The 22,308-nt window shown below is 35.5% G+C and carries 18 protein-coding genes; 14 read left to right on the top strand and 4 right to left on the bottom strand.

Annotated elements, in window-relative coordinates; all coding sequences use genetic code 11:
* Positions 1–31: 31 nt before the first annotated feature.
* Together C7K42_RS10800 and C7K42_RS10795 are read right to left on the bottom strand one after the other, a co-directional pair.
* Complete coding sequence (locus C7K42_RS10800; protein WP_014124062.1) at positions 32–322, bottom strand: GIY-YIG nuclease family protein; 291 nt, start codon at positions 320–322, stop codon at positions 32–34.
* Complete coding sequence (locus C7K42_RS10795; RefSeq protein ID WP_014124063.1) at positions 312–1,049, bottom strand: tRNA1(Val) (adenine(37)-N6)-methyltransferase; 738 nt, start codon at positions 1,047–1,049, stop codon at positions 312–314. Before C7K42_RS10795 ends, C7K42_RS10800 begins: the two co-directional genes overlap by 11 nt.
* A gap of 151 nt (positions 1,050–1,200) precedes the next feature.
* Between C7K42_RS10795 and C7K42_RS10790 the strand changes: the two genes are divergently transcribed.
* The 9 genes from C7K42_RS10790 (at position 1,201) to pepF (ending at position 15,735) form a co-directional block, all read left to right on the top strand.
* Complete coding sequence (locus tag C7K42_RS10790) at positions 1,201–1,818, top strand: lysophospholipid acyltransferase family protein (protein ID WP_014124064.1); 618 nt, start codon at positions 1,201–1,203, stop codon at positions 1,816–1,818.
* 102 nt (positions 1,819–1,920) lie between these two features.
* Positions 1,921–3,057 carry an exonuclease SbcCD subunit D gene (locus tag C7K42_RS10785; protein WP_103099877.1) on the top strand — a complete coding sequence of 379 codons (1,137 nt, stop codon included), beginning with the start codon at positions 1,921–1,923 and terminating at the stop codon, positions 3,055–3,057.
* Entirely contained in the window at positions 3,047–6,160 is a 3,114-nt protein-coding gene (locus C7K42_RS10780; RefSeq protein WP_159459084.1) for an SbcC/MukB-like Walker B domain-containing protein, read from the top strand. Before C7K42_RS10785 ends, C7K42_RS10780 begins: the two co-directional genes overlap by 11 nt.
* A gap of 20 nt (positions 6,161–6,180) precedes the next feature.
* Positions 6,181–9,348 (top strand): DEAD/DEAH box helicase, encoded by a 3,168-nt coding sequence (locus tag C7K42_RS10775; protein WP_014124067.1) that lies wholly within the window; start codon positions 6,181–6,183, stop codon positions 9,346–9,348.
* A 263-nt stretch (positions 9,349–9,611) separates the two neighbouring features.
* Positions 9,612–11,327 (top strand): ABC transporter ATP-binding protein, encoded by a 1,716-nt coding sequence (locus C7K42_RS10770; RefSeq protein ID WP_014124068.1) that lies wholly within the window; start codon positions 9,612–9,614, stop codon positions 11,325–11,327.
* A gap of 159 nt (positions 11,328–11,486) precedes the next feature.
* A complete protein-coding gene (gene spxA / locus C7K42_RS10765) occupies positions 11,487–11,885 on the top strand; it encodes a transcriptional regulator SpxA (RefSeq protein ID WP_014124069.1) in 399 nt (132 codons plus the stop codon).
* A gap of 148 nt (positions 11,886–12,033) precedes the next feature.
* The gene (locus C7K42_RS10760; protein WP_014124070.1) at positions 12,034–12,750 is read left to right on the top strand and encodes an adaptor protein MecA; all 717 of its coding nucleotides are present in this window, start codon (positions 12,034–12,036) and stop codon (positions 12,748–12,750) included.
* 110 nt (positions 12,751–12,860) lie between these two features.
* On the top strand, positions 12,861–13,829 hold the full coding sequence (locus C7K42_RS10755; protein WP_103099875.1) for a competence protein CoiA: 969 nt from the start codon (positions 12,861–12,863) through the stop codon (positions 13,827–13,829).
* Positions 13,830–13,917: 88 nt separating this feature from the next.
* Positions 13,918–15,735: an oligoendopeptidase F gene (pepF, locus tag C7K42_RS10750; RefSeq protein ID WP_014124072.1), complete on the top strand. Its 1,818-nt coding sequence runs from the start codon at positions 13,918–13,920 to the stop codon at positions 15,733–15,735.
* Positions 15,736–15,808: 73 nt separating this feature from the next.
* Here pepF and C7K42_RS10745 read toward each other — a convergent pair whose 3' ends face one another.
* Complete coding sequence (locus C7K42_RS10745; RefSeq protein WP_014124073.1) at positions 15,809–16,384, bottom strand: CYTH domain-containing protein; 576 nt, start codon at positions 16,382–16,384, stop codon at positions 15,809–15,811.
* Positions 16,385–16,539: 155 nt separating this feature from the next.
* Between C7K42_RS10745 and yjbM the strand changes: the two genes are divergently transcribed.
* From yjbM to mgtE, 4 genes are all read left to right on the top strand, one after another.
* Positions 16,540–17,214 (top strand): GTP diphosphokinase, encoded by a 675-nt coding sequence (gene yjbM, locus C7K42_RS10740; RefSeq protein ID WP_103091825.1) that lies wholly within the window; start codon positions 16,540–16,542, stop codon positions 17,212–17,214.
* Positions 17,207–18,013: an NAD kinase gene (locus C7K42_RS10735; protein ID WP_170157608.1), complete on the top strand. Its 807-nt coding sequence runs from the start codon at positions 17,207–17,209 to the stop codon at positions 18,011–18,013. Before yjbM ends, C7K42_RS10735 begins: the two co-directional genes overlap by 8 nt.
* A gap of 134 nt (positions 18,014–18,147) precedes the next feature.
* On the top strand, positions 18,148–19,050 hold the full coding sequence (locus tag C7K42_RS10730) for an RluA family pseudouridine synthase (RefSeq protein WP_103091827.1): 903 nt from the start codon (positions 18,148–18,150) through the stop codon (positions 19,048–19,050).
* 5 nt (positions 19,051–19,055) lie between these two features.
* On the top strand, positions 19,056–20,420 hold the full coding sequence (gene mgtE / locus C7K42_RS10725) for a magnesium transporter (RefSeq protein ID WP_041591768.1): 1,365 nt from the start codon (positions 19,056–19,058) through the stop codon (positions 20,418–20,420).
* A 64-nt stretch (positions 20,421–20,484) separates the two neighbouring features.
* On the opposite strand, the gene C7K42_RS10720 is transcribed toward mgtE, so the two are convergent.
* A complete protein-coding gene (locus tag C7K42_RS10720; RefSeq protein ID WP_014124078.1) occupies positions 20,485–21,123 on the bottom strand; it encodes a copper homeostasis protein CutC in 639 nt (212 codons plus the stop codon).
* Positions 21,124–21,203: 80 nt separating this feature from the next.
* Between C7K42_RS10720 and C7K42_RS10715 the strand changes: the two genes are divergently transcribed.
* Positions 21,204–22,043 (top strand): putative RNA methyltransferase, encoded by an 840-nt coding sequence (locus tag C7K42_RS10715; RefSeq protein WP_014124079.1) that lies wholly within the window; start codon positions 21,204–21,206, stop codon positions 22,041–22,043.
* Positions 22,044–22,308: the final 265 nt, after the last annotated feature.

Genomic DNA, 22,308 nt, shown 5'->3' with positions numbered 1-22,308 from the left:
TAAGATAAAAAATATCAGGCATGTATGCGGCTCAGTCCATTTGGTGCCAGACATTTTTCTCATGATGCAAATGTAAATAATTTTCTTTTTCCGTACGTGTTAAGCTTTTGAAAAAAGCTTCGGCCTGTGTTGCTTGGCTTCTTGTGTCAAAGATCTCAGCGTGAATAATATTAAGCGGGCGCCGACTTTTGGGATGGGTGTATTTGGCGCCAGTTCCTTGATTGTGTTCTTTTAGACGTCGTGTGAGGTCTGTGGTATAGCCGCCATAAAAACTGTTGTCTTTACAAAGTAGTACATAAAAATATTGTTTTTTATTGTCCATAAAGTAACCTGCTTGTTTCTAAAGAATAGTTGCCGGCAGTATCATATGTAAACATCGGCGGAAGCACTTTAAAACCGTCTAATTTTCCATCTTTTATACCTTCGATCAGTAAAATATTAGCATCTTTTTCAGGTTTGGGATAGACAAATTGGATACGTTTAGGTGCTAAACGATTTTTTTTCATTAAGTCAATGATTTCTAAAAAACGTTCCGGGCGATGAACCATGGCAAAGTGTCCATTCATTTTTAATAATTTGGACGAAGTAAATAAAACCTCATCTAGATCGGTACGTGTTTCATGACGTGCTATGGCATAATAAGGGTTAGGGTTTTTACGATTTGTAGGCAGTCCCTTAAAATAAGGCGGATTGCAAAGGACTAAATCACAAGAATCGCTAGCGATTTTATTTAAGCTATCTTTTAAATCCAGCGGAAAAACCTCAATTTGTTTTTCTAAGTGATTAAGTGCAATGCTTCTTTGTGCCATATCCGCTAGCTTTTCTTGTAGCTCAATTTGATAGATTTTACTTTTTGTTTTCTTAGCGATGAATAAACCTACAGCACCATTTCCAGCACATAGGTCAACAATTTTTCCATTTTTGGGGATTTTGGGGAAGTTGGCTAACAACACCGCGTCTAAGGAAAAAGAAAAGACTTTGGGACTTTGAATAATTTTAATGCCATCCGCATAAAGTTGGTCAATACGCTCATCTTCTTTTAAACACACGTTTTAGTCGCCTCCTTTTATGGTCTACTTTGTATTATATCTTTTTTTCTTAAAAATTAAAACGAGTCCCAAATAAAAAACTTGTCAAAAGAAATTTTTTCTTGCATACTATTTTTAGAAATAAAAAAGAACATATTGAAGGAAAGAGCTCATGTTTTATATATTTATGCGTGGTCTTGTCAAAGGAATTTTATTTTTAGCTAATGGAAATGCTCGTTATGAAAATAAAAATTTGTTACCACAAGATGAAAACTATATTTTGGTTGCCCCACACAGAACCTGGTGGGAGCCGCTTTATTTAGCCGTGGCCGCGGGTCCAAAAAAGTTTGCTTTTATGGCTAAAGAAGAGTTGTTTAAAAATCCGATACTACGATTTATCTTAGTGCATGCAAATGCGTTTGCGGTGAAAAGAGACAACCCAGGGCCTAGCACTATCAAAACACCGGTAAAATTATTACGTAATACGGATCTAAGCTTACTGATGTTTCCCAGCGGAACGAGACATTCGTCTGAATTAAAAGGGGGCACGGTGGTTATCAGTCGTATGGCCAAGGTGAGAATTGTGCCATGTGTTTACCAAGGACCCTTAACATTAAAAGACTTATTCAAAAGAAAACGTGTGACAGTTCGATTTGGCGAACCGGTTGAACTAGGGGATATTAAAAAGACAGATGAAGCAGGTATGCAGATTGTCGAGCAACGTTTACAAACTGCTTTTGACCAGTTAGATAAAGAAATTGATCCTAATTTTCATTATGAAGCAAAATAGATCATAGTACAGCGCTGCAACAAGGGTGCTGTACTTTTTTGGCTTTAGATGAGCTGAAAAAGTGGTATAATAATGGGAAAGACATTTTTAGAGGTGAAAACTTTGCGATTTTTACATACAGCCGATTGGCATATTGGAAAAAAACTTCATGGCTACGATTTATTAGTCGATCAAAAAGAGATCATTCATCAGATTTTAGATATTGCACTTACACAGCAGGTGGACGCCATTGTTATTGCAGGAGATCTGTATGATCGAAGTGTCCCTAGTGTAGAAGCCTGTGAATTGCTTAATCAAACTTTTATTGAGATGAATCTAGAAAAAAAGCTACCTATTTTGGCTATTTCCGGTAATCATGATTCGGCGGTTCGCTTAAGTACGGGCATGCCATGGTACGAGCAAACTGATTTTCATCTCTATACAGATTTGAAGCAGTCTTTTGAACCGGTTGACATAGGAGACGTACAATTCTTCTTATTACCTTATTTTGAACCCATTGCAGCGCGTCTTTATTTTGAAGAAGAAAGTTTGTCTCTACAAGCTGCTATTCAAAAAATCATCGAGAAGATGCGGACAGCTTTTGATAAAAATAAAAAACAAGTACTTGTGACTCATTTTTTCATTGCTGGCAGTAGGCGTAGTGATTCTGAAACAGCAGTGGAAGTGGGCGGGTTAAATAGTATTTCCTATGAACTGGTGCAAGATTTTGATTATGTAGCTCTAGGGCATTTGCATTCAAAAAATGCTTTAAAAACACAAAATGCGCTTTATAGTGGCTCGCCATTAAAATTTTCATTATCCGAAAAAGATGATCCAAAAGGCGTATGGATCGTGGATAGTCAATCAGTAGATCCAGAATTCCATGAGCTGGTAGCTAAACGAGAGGTTTGTAGTTTACAAGCCTCTTTTGAAGAACTAACTGATCCAAGTTTTTATCAGCGAATGGATCGTAATTGTTTTTGGTATTTTCAGTTAACAGATCGTAGTGTAATTACAAATATGATGAACCAATTGCGTGCGATCTATCCTAATATATTAGGCGTTGAACGAGTCAATGGACGTCGTGAAACAAAACAACTAGAAAAAGTACAACATCGCAAAAATACGCCTTACAGTATGCTGACTTCTTTTTTTGAAGATATTACAGGGGATCGTTTAACTAAAAAGCAACGACATTGGTTGGATGAAGGACTACAACAAGCGCTGGATACAGAAAAGAGGAACGATGATGCAACCTAGAAAATTAACGTTAAAAAACTTTGGCCCTTTTTTGCATGAAACCGTTGATTTCAGTGAATTTCAATCTGCCGGTTTATTTTTGATCTCTGGTAAGACAGGCGCAGGAAAAACCACAATTTTTGATGGCATGACTTTTGCTTTATTCGGGGAGACTTCGGGTCGCTTACGTACAGGTAAAGAAATGCGTTCTACTTTTGCTCCAGCACAAGAGCTAACAGAAGTTCGCTTTAGTTTTGAACATCAGGAAATGATCTACGAAATTATACGTTCTCCTGAACAAATGGTAGGTAAGAAAAAGGGAGAAGGATTTACCAAGCAGACTGCTAAAGTTCATTTATCGATTTTTTCTACTTCAGGAGCTTTGCTTACACAATATAGTAAAAAAGGTGAAGTAGACCGCTTTATTACTGAACTACTGAATGTTAAGGCGAAACAATTCTTCCAAATTGTTTTATTGCCGCAAGGAGAATTTCGTAATTTTTTAGTGGCTTCTAGTAATGATAAAGAAAAACTTTTACGAAATTTATTTGGCACACAGCTTTATCAGCGACTAAACGAATGGTTGCACGCGCAACAAAAGAAGGTAGAAAAAGAGCTGACTAAACAAACAGATCAGTTAGAAAACTTACGGCAACAGTTTCAAGGTGAATTTGAATCTCCAGCTTCCTACCAAGAAACTTTGCTGAAATGGCAAGACGTCTTAGAACGATTAGCGCGTGAAATTGTTGAAGAAAAAAGACAACTTGAAAAACAAAAAGAAATGAAAAAAGAAGCGGAAAAAGCTTTTTATAAAGGTAAGGAAATTACCAATGCATTGGATGAGTATGATAAATTAATCCAAAAGCAAGAAACTTTAAAAGCAAAAGAATCTAAAATGGAAGAAACAAAGCAATATTTTGCCCAACTTTCTTGGATAAATGAAAAAAAAGATTTGCTCAGACAAGAAGATGATTATGGTAAAGAAATCGAAGAAATCAATCATTCCTTAAAAGATATAAAACAGCAGTTAAAGAAAAACCAAAGTGAACAAGAGGCTTTAAGAAAACAAAAAGAAGACTATGAGAAATGGCAAACACAACAAGAAGATAAGCAGTACGCTTTAAAACGTATTAATGATGAGTTGCCCACTGTTCAAAAGATCAATCAGCTGGCAAAACAAAGTGAGCAGCTTTACGCAAGTATGACACAAAGACAAAATGAAATAGATACTTTAAAAAAACAGTTAGAAAAAAACCAGTCACTAAAAGAGGATTTAAGTCAAAAAACTCAGCAAAAACCAGCTTTACAAGAAGAAAAGTTACAATTATATCGTTACGATGAACTTGTAAGACATTTTGTAGAAGCACAAGCAGAAAAAGACAGTCAAAAAACTGCTTATAAAAAGACACAAGAAGAAATAGAGCGATTAAAGCAACAGTTAGAAGTTTACCAACAGGCAGAAAAAAATAGTAAAGACCAACTAACAACAGCACGTAGTGAAAATGCCAAGATGCAGATTGCTCGTTTACAGTTATTGTTAAAAGAGGAAGAGCCGTGTCCTGTCTGTGGTTCATTACACCATGATTCTGTTTATGCTAAGCAACATAGCTATACATTGGCAGAAATTACACAAAATGAAGAGAACTTAGCCCAAAGTGAAGAAACGTATGCTCAAACATTGGAAGAAAAACAAAAAACTTCGGCAGCTCTAGAAAGTCGTAGAAAAGAACAAGAACAAATCAGCGTGAAACTGACAAAAGCGCAAGAAAATCTGCAAGAACTGACAGAAGAATGTGAAGCTACTTTAGAGATTTCCATTGAAAAAACTGAGCCAAAAGCTTATTTACAAAAATGGCAAGATAAACTAAATAAAGAGATAAAAGAAATCGAAGAAGCTGAGAAAAAGCAGAATTTATTAATAGAAGAAGCTGAAAAGACAAGTGCTAAATTGTCACAATTGCAAGAACAGTATTCAAACGATAAAGAGGAAGTAACAAAACTTTCAGCAGAGCAGGATACCCTAAAGGGGCAGCTAAGTTATCAAAATACTGAAGATCTGGAAAAACAAAAAAGTCAATTAGAAGAAGAGATAACAACCATCCAGAAAAAGATAGATCAGTATAAGCAAGAAGAAGAAAAAATACAAACGGATCTAACAACCTTAAATGAACGAAACAGTCAATATCAGCAACAAGTTCGTCGGTTACAAGAAAAAAGAAATGGGATCAAACAAAAGCTTGATCAAGCGATTCAAAAGAGTTCTTTTGTTTCATCAGAAGAAGAGATGCGTCAACTATTGCCAGAATTAAAGCAATTAGAATCTCTGCGCGAGATCATTGAACAAGATCAAAATGAACGAGAATATACAAAAAAACGCCTGCATGAACTTAAGGATTTTAAAGAAAAGGTTCGCCCGGACTTAAAAAATTTAGAGAAAAAAAGGCAAGATGCTGAAGAAAAAGAAGCATCGGTCCAAACCTCATTGATCCAAAAACAAGAAGTATTGCGTTCGAATCAAAAAATAATGGCGGATTTTCAACAGTTATATGCAACAAATCAAAATGAAATGGAAAACATGAGCCAAATTAAACAGTTGGCAGAAACGATGAATGGTGATAACCTAGAAAGACTGGGGATCGAACGCTATGTTTTACAGTCTTTTTTTGCAGAAGTCTTGGAAGTAGCCAACGTGCGTTTAAATAAATTAACACAAGGGCGTTATCAGTTCTTGCTTTCTAATGAAAAGGGCAGTTATAAAAAATCCACAGGCTTAGAAATTAGTATCTATGATGATCATGCTGGAACGAGCCGGCGAGCACATACCTTATCTGGTGGTGAAAGTTTTATTGCCGCTTTGGCACTAGCTTTATCGCTAGGCGATGTGATTCAAAGTCATGCTGGTGGTGTTTTGATTGAGACGTTATTTATAGATGAGGGCTTTGGCTCCTTGGATGAAGAGGCGCTGGAAATGGCGATTGAAGCTTTAGAAATGGTAGAAGATGAAGGAAGGATGATTGGCATTATCAGTCATGTACAAGAGCTTAAAAATCGTATCACACAACAAATGATCGTAAAAACAGATGGTAGTGGACAAAGTTATATTACTAACCGTGTAGTTGACTAAGGAAAGGAGGAAAGTAAATAATGAAATGGAGTATACCGGAACGAATTATTGAAAGAGGAAGAGAGTACTTAAATGATGGTCGTGTGCTTTCTGTTACCCCTGATCCAGAAAACCAAGTTTGGCATGCTGAGGTTTTAGGTGGAGAATTGTATCGAGTGGACTTAGATGCTAGCGCTAAAGAAGAAGATTACTGTCAGTGTTCTTACTGGGAAGAACATGGCTTTTGTAAGCATACAGTTTCTGTTGAACTATATCTAAGACAACAAGGCAAATCACGTAAGATAACAGCTGCGTCTGTGCCTAAAAGTGATAGTTTTTCAGCTTCAAAAATGTTTTCAAAAGGGCTGAACCATTTGGCACATCAACAAGATCGCTCACAGGTCCCTCTGCAAATCGAATGTCAGTTGGATAGTATAGCCACCAACCCTTATCGTGGAGAACTTGATGTATTAGGCATCTCATTAAAAATTGGCCAACATCACGGACGTAGTTATATGATAAAAAATATCTATAAATTTCTACAAGTTTATCAAACAGAAAAGGTATATGCAGCGAATAAACGAAATAGTTTCTATTTAAATCATAATGCATTTACCCAAGAAGAAAATGAATTATTACAACACTTGGCCTCTTTAGCACAAACTCAGGAACTTTTCGGTCGAACCGGAGTTTTAGTAGAAGGTAAACTAGATAAAAAGTATTTATTATTGCCTGTAGAATATGCCAAAGAGTTTATCCAAAAAATGGCTGACTTTCCTTTTGTATTTCAATTTGATGACCAAAAATTGCGAGAACTAAGCTTTTCTGAACAAACTCGAGTGTTATCGTTTCAAGTAGCTAAAGCAGAAAATTCCTTTAAATTATCGGTTTCCCATGATTTCGATAAAGTTTTTCAATACTATGGTTGGGCCTTATATGATGGAGAAATTGTGGAATTATCAACTGAACAAATGGACATCTATCTGACAATGGAACAGCTGCTTAAACGCTTAAAAGAGCCGATCATCTCTTATCCGCAAGAAGAGTTATCTGAATTATTTAAACAAGTTTTACCGCTGTTAAAAGAAATTGGAGAAGTAGAAGTTGATGATGAAGTTTACCAATATATCAGTGATGTAGACTTAGTGTTACGCTTTTATTTGAAAAAACGTAAAGGTATGATTGAACTACGAATTGATAACGTTTATGGAGATATTATCTTTTCAAGTGATTCTGCGCATCAACAAGTTCCTGAAAATCACCCTGAAGTGTTGCGCGATTATGAGCGGGAACGTCAAGCAAAAGCTGTGGTCGAACAATTAGGCTTTAAACAAACCGAGACAGGTTGGCATAAAAAAATTCCTAAGGGCGAGGAATTGTACCGTTTCTTCAACCAAGAACTGTATTATATGCGCCAATTAGGCGAAATTTATATGGGGAAAAAATTACGTGAACTCTACTTAGATGGTCAGAAATATAAGCCACATATTAATGTGAGTGAGTCAGGTTCATGGTTAGATGTTTCCTTTGATATCAATGGAATTAACCAAAATGAGGTGGATTCCATCTTACAAAGTTTAATGAAAAACGCTGATTATCATACCTTAGAAAATGGACAAGTTCTTTCACTTGATTCCGAAGAATTTCAAGAAACAAGTCAAATATTATCGCAATTACGTGACTCTATACATTCTGCGAATCAAGGCACTATGAAAGTTCCTTTAAATCAAGGTTTACAGGTGCAAGATCAGTTAGCAGGACAGGCAAACTTTAGTGAAGGCTTTCAACAGATGACTTATGATCTTACCCATCCAGAAGACTTTTCAGCGCTAGTTCCTGAAGGAGTACACGCGCAGTTACGTGATTATCAAGTTGTTGGCTTCCGCTGGTTAAAAATGTTAAGTTATTACCAATTTGGCGGTATTTTGGCAGATGAAATGGGGCTAGGAAAAACCCTGCAGGCGATCAGTTTTCTTCTTTCAGAAAAGCAAGAAAAAGGCGAAATTAAAACAGTGATTGTAGCGCCTGCTAGTTTAACCTTTAATTGGCAACAAGAAATCAAACGTTTTGCGCCTTCGCTTACTTCATTAGTTGTTTCGGGAAATAAGAGCGAACGACAAAATTTATTAGAGCAAAATGTAGATATTTGGATTACCTCTTATGCCAGTTTACGGCAAGATATTGAAGAATACCGACAATTAGCTTTAAGCTATTTAATTTTAGATGAAGCCCAAATGGTTAAAAATAGTGCGACTAAAACTGCTCAAGCACTACGTTCATTATCGATTGCACATCGTTTTGCCTTAAGTGGTACACCGATTGAAAATAATTTGGACGAATTGTGGTCCTTATTTCAAATGATTATGCCAGGATTTTTCCCAAATAGGCAACAATTCCGTAATTTATCGCAAAACAAGATTGCTTCAATGATTCGTCCCTTTATTTTAAGAAGAGATAAACAAACCGTTCTACAAGACTTGCCTGATAAATTAGAAACAAACTATTATAGTGCATTAACAGATGAACAAAAGAAAGTATATCTAGCTTATCTTGAGCAAATGCGCGAAGAAGTTTCCTCGATGGATACAGAAGACTTTAAGAAAAATCGGATGAGTATCTTAGCGGGATTAACACGTTTGCGCCAAATTTGTTGTGATCCAAGATTGTTTATTGAGGATTACCAAGGCGGTTCCGGTAAGTTGGAACAAGTAAAAGATTTAATCCAAGCAGCTAAAGAAAACAATCGTCGAATTTTACTATTTTCTCAATTTACGAGTATGTTATCTATCATTGAAGAAGAACTGGCTGATTTAGGTATAGAAACCTTCTATTTAAGAGGAAGTACACCACCTAAGGATAGGATCGAAATGGTAGATGCCTTTAATGCTGGAGAACGAGATGTGTTTTTGATTTCCTTAAAAGCTGGCGGTACTGGTTTGAATTTAACCGGTGCAGATACGGTGATTTTATATGACCTGTGGTGGAATCCAGCTGTTGAAGAACAAGCTGCCGGTCGTGCGCATCGTATAGGCCAAGAAAAAAATGTTGAAGTTTGGCGGATGATCGCTGAAGGCACGATTGAAGAGCGTATGAATTATCTGCAACAAGAGAAAAAAGAGCTCTTTAAAAATGTCATTCAGGGCAATGAAGCACAATTACAACAAATGACCGAAGACGATATCCGGTCTATTTTAAGTATTGGCGAATAATATAGACCCAATAAACTTTAAGGGCCTGTGACATAAGTAAAGACAAGACAAAAATACCCGAACTATATTTGATAAGATTCTCTAATTGTCGTGAATTTGCGACGAGTAACCGCAGGAGCAATCTTTCTTATAGTTCGGATATTTTTTTATTAAAGGAACTTATGTCACAGGCTCTTTTCTTTTTTCCAAAAAGGTTTTGCTTTTATGCCGCGACTTTTTTATAATAAAGTTTGTTGTTATCAGTTAAAATGGAGGGTGGTGTTTTGTTGAAACGCTTTTTTGGTTATTATCGACCCTATAAGTCCTTATTTATATTGGATTTTAGTTGTGCTATTGTGGCCGGAATTTTGGAACTAGCTTTCCCTATTGCTGTAAATCAGGTTATTGATAAGATCATGCCACAAAATAATTTTCGCATTATTTTACTTGCTTGTATTGGTTTGTTATTATTTTATATTATTAATACTGTCTTACAATATATTGTCGTATTTTTTGGCCATAAATTAGGTGTTTTAATAGAAACGGATATGCGTGATGAATTGTTCAAAAAATTGCAGAGTCAATCGTTTGCGTATTATGACGAACAGAAAACGGGAAAATTACTCAGTCGTTTAACAACCGATCTGTTTGACATTTCTGAAGTAGCACACCACGGTCCAGAAGATGTTTTTATAACGGTTATGACTTTGTTAGGCTCATTTATTTTAATGTTGAACATGCATGTAAAACTAGCGATTGCCACTTTTATATTGGTACCTTTTATTACGGTGGCTTTAATTTTCTTTAATAAAAAAATGACGAATGTTAATACTGAAATTTATGAGAGTATAGCAGAGTTTAATGCAGGTGTTGAAGCTGCTGTTACAGGAATTCGTGTCACGCAGTCTTTTGCAAACGAGGCTTATGAAAATACGCGTTTTACCCGATTAAGCCAGTTATATAAACGAGCAAAGTTAATGTTTTACAAAGTGATGGCAATAAGCTCTGCTTATAATTATTTAATGATTCGCTTAATTAATTTATTTGCCTTAGTTTTTGGGGCTTATTATACTATCCAGGGGCAATTAACCAATGGAGAGTTTGTTGGCTTTATCTTGCTTTCAAATGTATTTATTCGTCCTATTGAAAAAGTGAATAATATGATTGAAGACTATCCTAAAGGCATTGCGGGTTTTAAAAGGTTGACAGAAGAGCTGGATCGTAATAGTACTATCGTTGACTTGCCTGAGGCTATAGATGTTGAAAGTTTGCAAGGAAATATTTCTTATCAAGATATTTCTTTTACTTATGCTGATAATACAAAGGTGTTAGATCATTTTAATCTTGAGATTATCGCTGGTGAAACAGTTGCTTTTGTAGGAGAAAGCGGATCAGGTAAAACGACTTTATGCAATTTGTTACCCCGTTTTTATGAACCGAGCAGTGGAAAAATAACAATCGATGGCATTGATATTCAAAAGATAACTTTAGCTTCATTACGTGAACAAATTGGAACAGTCCAGCAAGATGTTTTTTTATTTCCTGGTACAATTCGTGAAAATATTATTTATGGCAAACTTGATGCTAGTCAAGAAGAGATTGAACAAGCGATTGATTTGGCTCACTTGAGAAGTGTGATTGATCACATGAGTGAAGGCTTAGATACAATTATTGGAGAACGTGGCGTTAAGTTATCGGGAGGGCAAAAACAACGTGTTGCGATTGCTCGTATGTTTTTAAAAAATCCACCCATTTTGATATTAGACGAAGCTACTTCGGCACTTGATACAGAAACTGAACAGCTTATTCAAAGCTCGTTAAATTCATTGGCCAAAGGTCGGACCACACTGATTATTGCTCATCGGTTGGCTACAATCAAGCAAGCAACACGAATCATTGTTATGAGTGAAAAAGGAATTTTGGAAGAAGGGACTCACGAAGCGTTGATGGCAAAACAAGGGCATTATAAAAAGTTATATGACGCACAGTTTCACGTTTAAAAGATCGCATAAATAAGTAGGTTAATTTTTTATTTAATAACAATAAAATTTTCAGGAAATAGACAAATGCACTAGTAATTATTAAAAAGATATGAGATAATAGAACAGCAGTATAATAGAAATAGTTTTGGCTTTATTATCACAAAGGAGTGATGCACATTGTTAACACTATATACTTCCCCAAGTTGTACATCTTGCAGAAAGGCTCGCGCTTGGCTGCAAGAACATGAAATTCCTTTTGTAGAACGTAATATTTTTTCTGAACCATTAACAAGTGATGAATTAACAAATATTTTGCAAATGACAGAAGATGGCACAGAAGAAATTATTTCGACTCGTTCAAAGGTGTTTCAAAAGCTAAATATAGATTTGGATGATCTTCCGCTCAATGAACTATTAAAACTAGTTCAAGAAAATCCAGGTTTATTGCGACGTCCTATTATGATTGATGATAAAAGATTACAAGTTGGTTTTAATGAAGACGAAATCCGGCGCTTTTTACCGCGGGATGTTCGTCAAATGGAACTACGTAATGCACAAATGATGGCAGGTTTGTAAAACGTTGAGGGAGATATTTTCCTCAACGTTTTTTTAAGGGTATAAAGAAAGCCTAAGAAAGGTTCGTTTTGAAGTTTTTTCTCTTTACATTTTAAACACTTCAGTTACAATGAACTTAGAGTATGAAAATAAGTGAGGTGTAGCTAATATGGAAATGGAGCACATCAATGAAAATACGATCCGTGTATTAATCAAAAATGAAGATTTAGCTGCCAGAGGAATCACTTTTTTAGACCTACTTGGAAACCGTAAAGAAATAGAAAAGTTCTTTTACAGTATTTTAGAAGAGGTTGACGTTGAAGAAGAATTCAAGGGAAGCGATGCTGTAACTTTCCAAGTATTACCAAAAGGCGATGGGTTGGAATTATTTATTAGTAAAAATGTTTCTTTTGATAACGTTGATCCTTACGAAGCGTATGGAGACTACTATTCTCCTGAAGAAATAACAGAATGGTTGAAACAAGAAGACCCAGACGCTTATGAAGGTTATTCACAAGATGAAATTATGGATTGGTTTAAAAATCAATTCCCTGAAAAAACGCAACAGGAAACAGTCGAACCTGAAGCTGAAAGTTCTAAACATTCCTTTGTTTTTGAAATTGGAACGTTTGAAGATATGATTCAATTATCATCTGAAATTTATTTGGAACAAGCCCAAAGTCGGCTTTATTTGTTGAATCAGGTCTATTATCTAAAGGTAGATTTTGCAGAAGAAGCAGTGGAAACAGTACAAGCAGAAAATCAATTAGCTTATTTAACTGAATTTGCTAAGAAAGTTACTATGACTCCTGATTATCTGATTGAACATGGAGAATTAATTATGGATCATGACGCTTTAGCAAAAACGCGAAAGTATTTCTTATAAGTTGAAAGTGCATTTGGACGAAAAATAAAACTATTTTTCGTCTTTTTTTATTTTTATGTAAAAGTTTTTGCAAAAAAATACGTATTTTCTTTTAAAGGAGGAAATAATGTATGCTTATTGCAAATTCTAAAACAAAGACACATATCGATGCTCGAAACTATAACCCTAAATTAGAGGGTAGTGATGTACTTTTTTGCCCTAGTTGTCAAGAACCGGTCTTTTATAAACAAGGCAAAGTAAAATTATCTCATTTTGCGCACTATTCTAATACAAACTGTAGTAGTTTTAGCGAAGGTAAGACTTACGAACATTTAGCATGTAAAGATTTTTTAAAAGAGTGGTCAAAAAGTGGTCAGTTGGAAGCCTATTTACCTGAATTGCACCAACGCCCTGATATCTTATATAAAAATATTGCAATAGAGGTGCAGTGTTCAATGCTAGCGATTGAACGTTATCTAGAACGAACCCGAAATTACTTAGCCCACGGTTATTTACCTTGGTGGCTGTTGGGTGAAAAGTTGAGTCCTAAAAATAAATTTGGCAACTTACAAAAGGCAGCTAGCTACTATCACCCAAAGAGTGGATTTCACCTATGGCTAAGTAAAGCCAAGCAAAAAGAAATCTGGTTATTATATCATATTCGTTGGCACTACCAAGTGGGCTTTTTTTATCGTCTGAAAAAATGGAAAACGCATGATTTGCCGTTTTTTAAGTTATTCAAGGTGCTGCCTCCTAAACAACCCTCTTTAGTTTGGAAACCTGAACAGTACCGTTTATTTATCTATAAAAAACTAGGGCAAAAACAGGTGAAGACGGTTCGACTACAAGAAAAATTATATATGATGGGCGCATCTTTTCAAGATTTACCTGATTGGTGTTATCAATCGAGTTGCTATCAGTTTTTCTTTGAAGATGAGTTATTATTTTTACGTTTTTGTTATTTAAAAACGAGAACTTTTTCCCAATGGTTGCAAAAGATAAAGTATTTAGAACATTCTTGGTTATATCCTTTTGCTTCTCAAAAAGCAATATTACAAGCGATTTATATAGAATGTCAGAAGTTAGCAGGAAATGGCTAGAAGCTTTTTGCAGCTGCAAAAACTTATGATAAACTTGTATCATGAAAGGTAAATAATTTTTTACCTGTAAAGTAAAGGAGAAGATGAAATGTCAGAAGCTAAAAAATTACCTAAACGAGACGAAGTGGCAGAAAATTTGACTTGGGATTTAACAAAAATCTTTAAAGATGACCAAGCATTTGAAAAAGCTTTTAGCGCGCTACAAGAAAAACTGCAATATGCCGATTCCTATAGAGGAACCCTAGGGGACGGGCCACAAGCATTTTTAGCTGCATTTGAATATTTATTAGATGTTTCTCGTCAATTAGAGACTGTCTATGTTTATAGCCATTTAAAAAATGACCAGGATACTTCAAATACAACTTACCAAGCGCTTAATTCTAGAGCAGAATCTTTGGTAACACAAGCAGATGAAAAATTATCTTTTTTTGAACCCGAATTATTATCGTTAAGTGATGAAAAGATTTGGCAATATTTTAAAGACGAACCAAAACTTGAAATTTATCGGCATTTTGTCGATCAAATCGTAGCAAATCGTGCCCACGTTTTGCCAAAAGAACAAGAAGCTTTATTAGCAGGCGCTGGAGAGATCTTTGGTGCTTCTAGCAACACTTTTTCTATTATGAACAATGCTGATTTTGTTTTTCCTGTCATTGAAGATGAAAATGGAGAAAAAGTACAGCTCTCTCATGGTGTTTATGGACAATTAATGGAAAGCACTGACCGTTTAGTGCGTGAGAATGCTTTTAAAGGTCTATATAGTGTATACAAGCAGTTTGCCAACACCCTTGCCTCTACACTGAATTCACATATTAAAACACATAATTATCAAGCAAAAGTGCGCCATTACCATTCAGCTAGAGAAGCTGCCTTATCAAGCAACCATATTCCAGAAACAGTTTATGATCATTTAGTAGATGTGGTCAATAAAAACTTAAACCTTCTTCATCGTTATATGGGACTTAGGAAGCGTTTATTACAAGTGGAAAATTTGCATATGTATGATGTTTACACGCCACTTTTAGGTGAAGCGCCTATTAGTTTTACTTATGACCAGGCGGTAGAAAAAGCGTTTGAAGCACTAGCTCCTATGGGAGAAGAGTATTTAAGTGTCGTGAAAAAGGCCTTTGATGAACGTTGGATCGATGTTGTAGAAAACCAAGGAAAACGTAGTGGCGCTTATTCTTCAGGTACTTATGATACCAATCCTTATATTTTATTAAATTGGCATGATACACTGGACCATTTATTTACCTTGGTACATGAAATGGGGCACAGTGTTCATAGCTACTTTACCCAAAATAATCAACCTTATGTATATGGTGATTATTCAATTTTCTTAGCAGAGATTGCTTCAACTACCAATGAAAATATCTTGACTGAACATCTTTTACAAACAGAAAATGACCCACGTGTTCGGGCATATGTATTAAATCACTATTTAGACGGGTTTAAAGGTACAGTCTTTCGTCAAACACAATTTGCGGAGTTTGAGCATTTTATGCACACTGAAGACGCTAAAGGTACACCATTAACAAGTGAGTTTTTAAATGAGCATTATGGAGAGTTGAATAGACGATATTACGGTGATGAAATGGAAGATGACCCAGAAATACATCTTGAATGGTCGCGCATTCCTCATTTTTATTATAATTACTATGTGTTCCAATATGCGACAGGTTTTTCTGCTGCTTCTGCTTTGTCTCAAAAAATCTTATCCGAAGACTCGAGTGCTTTGGATCGTTATTTGACCTATCTAAAATCTGGAGATAGTGATTATCCTATTGAAGTGATGAAAAAAGCTGGAGTGGATATGACAAAATCGGATTATTTAGAAGATGCGATGCATGTTTTTGAAGAACGGTTAAATGAGTTAGAACTACTCGTTGATGAATTAGAAAAATAATCAATAAAAGTGAGCCGATAGCTGAAGTTATGGGCTCACTTTTATTTACATTGTTTGCTTTAGAGATCGATAATCATTGTTGTGCGTAAGCGGCGCGTTCGATTTTATTTTTAGCCGGTCTATAAGTAATATCAAACTTATCTAACAACATTTTAAAATCCTGCTTTCCTTTTTCAGAATTTTCGACTTCTAGCTCTAATTCATAGTCATGTTGGTTGGTATACCAACTTTCATCAAGTGCTAGTAAGCCTTCATCGATCGAAAATTCTGCTCGTTTTGTTGTTAACTCAGCAAATAATATTAAGTCTTTGGCTGTGATAGCATATTCAGCTAATTTATCTGCCACATGGCCATTTGTTAAGATTTTTTGTTGATTTATCAATTGTTCTGTCTGTTCAATATTTAGTTGATCCGTTGTTTCAAGTAAGCCGACTTTTGCCGGTGTTTTTAATGTAAGTTCTCCGTAATTTGCAAATTGGCGTATTCGAAGACCACAACGATTCATTGCTAATTTTTGATCAAATGTATCAAAATAGCAATTTTTTTGTGTATGAAAATCTGTATCTTGTAATTGATAATATTGAACAATCCGGTTATAATCATCTTTTGTTAATAAAGTTTTGAATTCAATTTCGTTTTGTTGACTCATAACATTTCGCCCCTTTACTTCTTTGTACAAAAAAAATTGTTATCCGTCAATGTTTTAAGCTAAAATGAAATTTAGTATAAAAAAGATAGTAAAGCTTTTTTATCAATTATGATAGAATGGTAAATGGATGTTCGCTTGGAAATGAGGGATCGTAAATGGAAAAAAATTGGGAAAGTATACTAGCTCCTTACGAACAAGTTGTTACAGAACTTAAAGTTAAGTTACGTGGTATTCGTAAAGAATTTCGCGACAAAAATGAGCACATCCCTATTGAATTTGTTACCGGTCGTGTAAAACCTTTTGATAGTATTTTAGCTAAATCAAAGTTACGAAATATTCCTTTTGACCGATTAGAAAGTGAAATGTCAGATATTGCAGGTTTAAGAATTATGTGTCAATTTGTAGAAGATATTTATGAGGTAGTAAAAATTTTACGTAGTCGTAAAGATATGAAGGTTATTGTGGAAAGAGATTATGTTACTAACAGTAAGCAGAGTGGCTACCGTTCATATCACTTAGTGATCGAATATCCTATACAATTAGTGGATGGTCCACGTAACCTTTTAGTTGAAATTCAGATACGTACGCTAGCGATGAATTTTTGGGCAACAATTGAACATTCTTTAAATTATAAATATCAAGGTGATTTTCCAGAAGAAATCAGTAATCGTTTGATACGTGCGGCCGAAGCAGCCTATCGGTTAGATGAAGAAATGTCAAGTATTCGTGAAGAAATTCAAGAAGCGCAACATCTTTTTTCTCATGGTAAAAGAGTAGAGCATGCAGTAAATCCTAGGGAAAAAGCCAGAAAGGAGATGTATGATGACTGATGGAAAAGTAGCAATTATTCAAAATAAACAAGAAGCATCTTCTATTGCCAAAAAAAAGTTGGTCTCCCTCTTAAATGAGGCTGATTATACTATTGATCAAAACGATCCAGACATCGTTATTTCTATTGGAGGCGATGGTACATTCCTTTCTGCCTTTCATGAATTTGAACATAAACTTGATCAAATACGCTTTTTAGGGGTGCATACAGGCCATCTAGGGTTTTATACAGATTGGCGAGATTTTGAATTGGAAGAGTTGGTGTCTAATTTATCCAATAAACAAGAACCTTCGATCAGCTATCCTTTACTAGATCTACAGGTGAAATATCGCGATCAGAAAGCCCCAAAACGTTTTTTGGCACTTAATGAAGCGACGATGAAACGGGCGACTAGAACAATGGTGGCTGATGTATATATTAAAGATGAATTATTTGAACGTTTTCGCGGAGATGGACTTTCGGTTTCCACACCTACGGGTTCCACCGCCTATAATAAAAGTGTCGGAGGCGCTGTATTACATCCTAGAATCAATGCTTTTCAGTTAGCAGAAATAGCTTCTTTAAATAATCGGGTATTTCGAACATTAGGTTCACCGATCATTATTTCAGATAGCGAGTGGTTGACCATTAGTTTAGAAGAAAGCTCAGATTATATGGTAACCATCGATCGGACAACTATCCAGCATGATGATATTGAATGGATCTCATTTAAAATTGCAGATGAACGTATTCACTTTGCCTCTTATCGTCATATGCATTTTTGGCGTCGTGTAAAAGATGCGTTTATTGGAGAAGTATAAGAGAGCTAATGGCGCAAAAATAGTGTACTTTTTAAATCACTACACACCCATCTGAGATACTCTTTTAATACCAATACTTAAAAGAAAAGTATTGCTAAAGCAGCTCAAAGGGTATACGAGGAGGTGTAAATCGTATGGAATTTTGTTATGTCTATCAGAAAAAAGAGCCACAACAAGTTAAATTTTTTCTAAAAGAACAAGGAATCTCGAAAGGACTGCTTGCAAAGATCAAATTTCAAGGTGGCAAAATTTTTGTTAATGAACGGGTAGAAAATGTATTATACCCATTAAGGGCAGAAGATAGAATAAGAGTGATTATCCCGGATGAAGGTAGTCATGAAAGCTTATTGCCAGATGATACACCGATTGATATTGTTTACGAAGATGAGCATCTACTTGTAGTGAATAAACCTGCGGGGATTCCTTCAATTCCGGCACAGTATCATCCTAATGGGACCATGGCCAACCGTGTGAAAGCTTATTATCAAAAACAAGGATACAAAGATCAAGTGATCCATGTTGTTACTCGTTTGGACCGAGACACATCAGGTTTGATGTTGTTTGCTAGACACGGCTTTGCCCATGCTTTGTTAGATAAGGAATTATATAAGAAAAAGCTGCATAAAAAATATCAAGCAATTATTTCTGGTGATTTATCCACACTTAAATCACATGACTTAATAAAGCTGCCGATTTTACGAGATCCAAGTTCGATTATTAAAAGGCAGACTGGTTTTAATGGTAAGCTAGCAGAAACCGAGTATTGGCTTAAACAACACAACGAGGAATTTGCTATAGTTGATATTCAACTCCACACTGGAAGAACGCATCAGATTCGTGTTCATTTTTCAGCTATTGGTTTCCCGCTAGTAGGCGATGAGCTGTACGAAGGCGTAATGATTGACAGCATACAAAGACAGGCGCTACATTGCGCAAAATTGGAATTTATCCACCCTTTTACTAAAGAAAAGCTTTATTTTAAACAGGAATTACCACACGATATGAAAGAGCTAGAGCAAATGATTGAAATGAGGTGACAAGATTGGATGAAACACAAGAATTGGAAGAACGTTTTGCTCAATTAAGAGAGGATTTAAAAGGAAATTATTTACAGGATTTCCGTGAAAACTTCCTAGAGATGCATATTTATGAACAAAGCCAGTTCTACCAAACTTTAGAAAAAAAGCAACGTCAGCTTGTATATGCCTATCTGTCACCTAAAGAACTAGCCGATATGTTTGATGCCTTGGAAGAAGATAACGAAAATATAAAAGACTACCTAGGAGAAATGCGCGCAAATTACGCAAGTGAGATGTTAGCGCAAATGTATACAGATAATGCGGTAGATTTGTTGAATACCTTGGATAAAAAACAGATGGGTAAGTATTTAAGTTTGATGGATGAAGAAGATGCTTCAGAGATCAAAGAGCTTCTGCACTACGAAGATGAGACTGCTGGTGCGATTATGACCACAGAATTTGTCTCAATCGTGGCTAATCAAACTGTACGTTCAGCAATGTATGTATTAAAAAAAGTCGCAAAAGCTGCAGAAACAATTTATTATACCTATGTCGTAGACCAAGATAATCAATTGGTAGGGGTTATCTCGTTAAGAGATCTACTGGTAAGTGATGATGACGAAATGGTGGCTGATATTTTAAATGATCGGGTCATTTCGGTTCATGTGGGCGACGATCAGGAAGACGTTGCCCAAACATTTCGTGATTATGATTTTCTTGCTTTGCCCGTTACTGATTATGAAGATCACCTTTTGGGAATTGTTACCGTTGATGACATCATCGATGTTATCGATGATGAAGCAGCTAGTGATTATTCCGGGTTAGCTGGGGTCAATGTGGAAGAAGTTCATGAAAATCCTGTAAAGGCAGCTAGCAAACGCTTGCCTTGGTTGATTACCTTGCTTTTTTTAGGTATGGCAACTGCGAGTTTGATCAATCACTATGAAGCATTGGTTAGTGAAGCTAGTATTTTAGCTGCTTTTATTACACTGATTACAGGGACAGCAGGTAATGCTGGTACACAATCTCTTGCTGTGGCGGTAAGGAGATTAGCGTTTAATGATAACAAAGCAAAAAGCTATTTACAGACGATATTTGGCGAGGTTTTGACAGGGGTTGTAACAGGTTTTATCACTGGATTAACGATTTTAGTTATTGTTTGGATTTGGAAAGGCAATCCGATACTAGGCTTTGTTATAGGCATGGCAATGATGTGTGCGATAACGGTAGCTAATTTGGCGGGAAGCTTGATTCCTATGTTTATGGATAAATTAGGTTTTGACCCGGCGGTTGCAAGCGGCCCTTTTATTACTACTTTGAGTGATTTAACGAGTGTTTTAATCTACTTTAATATCGCAAGTCTATTCATGAGTTATTTCATTGGATAAGGCTAAAAACTCATAATAAAACAGCAAAAAGACTTCAAGACCTTTTTGCTGTTTTATTATGTTTTTAAAAAGAAACAATTTTTGTTCCGTGTGCTTCATTTACACCTATCTGACTAATAATTTCTTCGATATTTTCTGATGTAATCCCTCCGCCGGGCAAGATTGTTATACGATTGTTGGCATAATTATTTAAATCTGCTAGATGATTTATATTTTCAGTGATTGCTGTATCGCTTGGACCACCATGTGTTAGGATACGAGTAATACCACGCTCGCTTAGCCAATCGATGGCTTCATATTGCCGATCTTTTGCTATCTGATCAAATGCCATATGGAAGGTGATTTGTAAACCTGTAGCAGCTTCTATTAACCGATCTAAGGCTTCTTCATCCAGCCAATTATTTGGGGTTAGACATCCTAAAACAATACCGTCTACACCTAATTTTTTAGCTTCGATCAAGTCAGTTTCCATGATTCGTAGTTCAATGTCATTATAGATAAAATCACCAGCACGTGGACGAATCATCGTGACAAGAGAGACATCTTTTTCACTAGCGTAAGCAAAACTTTCTTCAATAACCCCTGTACTTGGCGTAGTACCGCCAACACTAAGATTATCACAAAGTTCGATTCGTTTAGCGCCATTTGCGATAGCTGCTGGAATATTTGTATAATTTTCTGCGCAAAATTCCTTTATTAACATATAATTCTCCCTTTTATTTTATTATCTATCTAGTATTCTATCATGAAATTATGCTAAAGTATGGGGATAAGGAGAAGATCATGAAGAAAAAAATAGAAAAAAGTCAAGAATTTATTCATAAATATAAAAATTTATTTCGCTGCCCCCTTTGTCAGCAAAAATTGCAAGAAAAGGAAAAAAGCCTGCGTTGTAGCAATGGTCATCAGTTTGATCTTTCCAAAAAGGGTACCTTATATTTTTTAAATCATCAGATAAAAACAGAATACCAAAAGAAAATGTTTGAACATCGACGAGTGATGATCAAAAGTGGGATGTATCAACCGTTGTTGGAGTTTTTGGCTAGCTATTGTGAAAATGAACAGCTTTTAGATGTCGGTTGCGGAGAAGGCAGTTTTTTACAAGAAATTGCTCAAACTACTGCTATTCAACCAAGTATTGGCTTTGACATCGCTAAAGAAGCTGTTTATTTAGCAACTGAGGATACTCATGATATCTTTTGGTGCGTAGCTGATTTGACGAATATGCCCTTTAATAACCAATCTTTTTCCACCATTTTAAACATCTTTACACCATCAAATTATAGTGAGTTTGCTCGTGTACTGCAAAAAGGAGGACAAATCATTAAAGTGGTGCCGCAAAGTGGCTATCTACAAGAGTTAAGAAAAGCCTTTTATCCCGATGACGATAGGAAACAATCTTATTCAAATGAACAAGTAATTGAAAAATTTAAGCAATCTTTTTCTTTAGATGCCTATAAAAGATTCACTTACCGCTTTGCTTTATCTGAAGAAAACCAGGATTCCCTATTAGAGATGTCTCCTTTAGAATGGGGCGTTTCGGACAAACAAAAAGAAAAGTTAAGGCAAAACCCATTAAAAAATATCACAGTCGATTTGGACGTGTTAATTGGGAAAAATTAGTGAAAAATATTTGAATTTTTTTACTTGAATTTATTGCATTTGCAAAACTAGTTTGCTATATTAGGAACAAGTTGCTTTTCATTGGTTTTTATCAGCATCCTGTTCTGATAAAAGTTAGTGAAAAGAGCTTCACTAACGTAACGACTCGCAGTGCTTGACACCGAGTTGCTACGTTTTTTTTGTCTTTATTTAAAATGAGTTATTTCAGCTGTCAAACACGAAAAAGTGCGTTATTATAATAGTATTAAATATTTAATGTAAAACA

This window comes from Tetragenococcus halophilus subsp. halophilus DSM 20339 (assembly GCF_003841405.1).
Taxonomy (GTDB): Bacteria; Bacillota; Bacilli; order Lactobacillales; family Enterococcaceae; genus Tetragenococcus; species Tetragenococcus halophilus.
The sequence above is the reverse complement of the archived record's forward strand: the minus strand, read 5'-3'. Positions and strand labels throughout refer to the sequence as shown.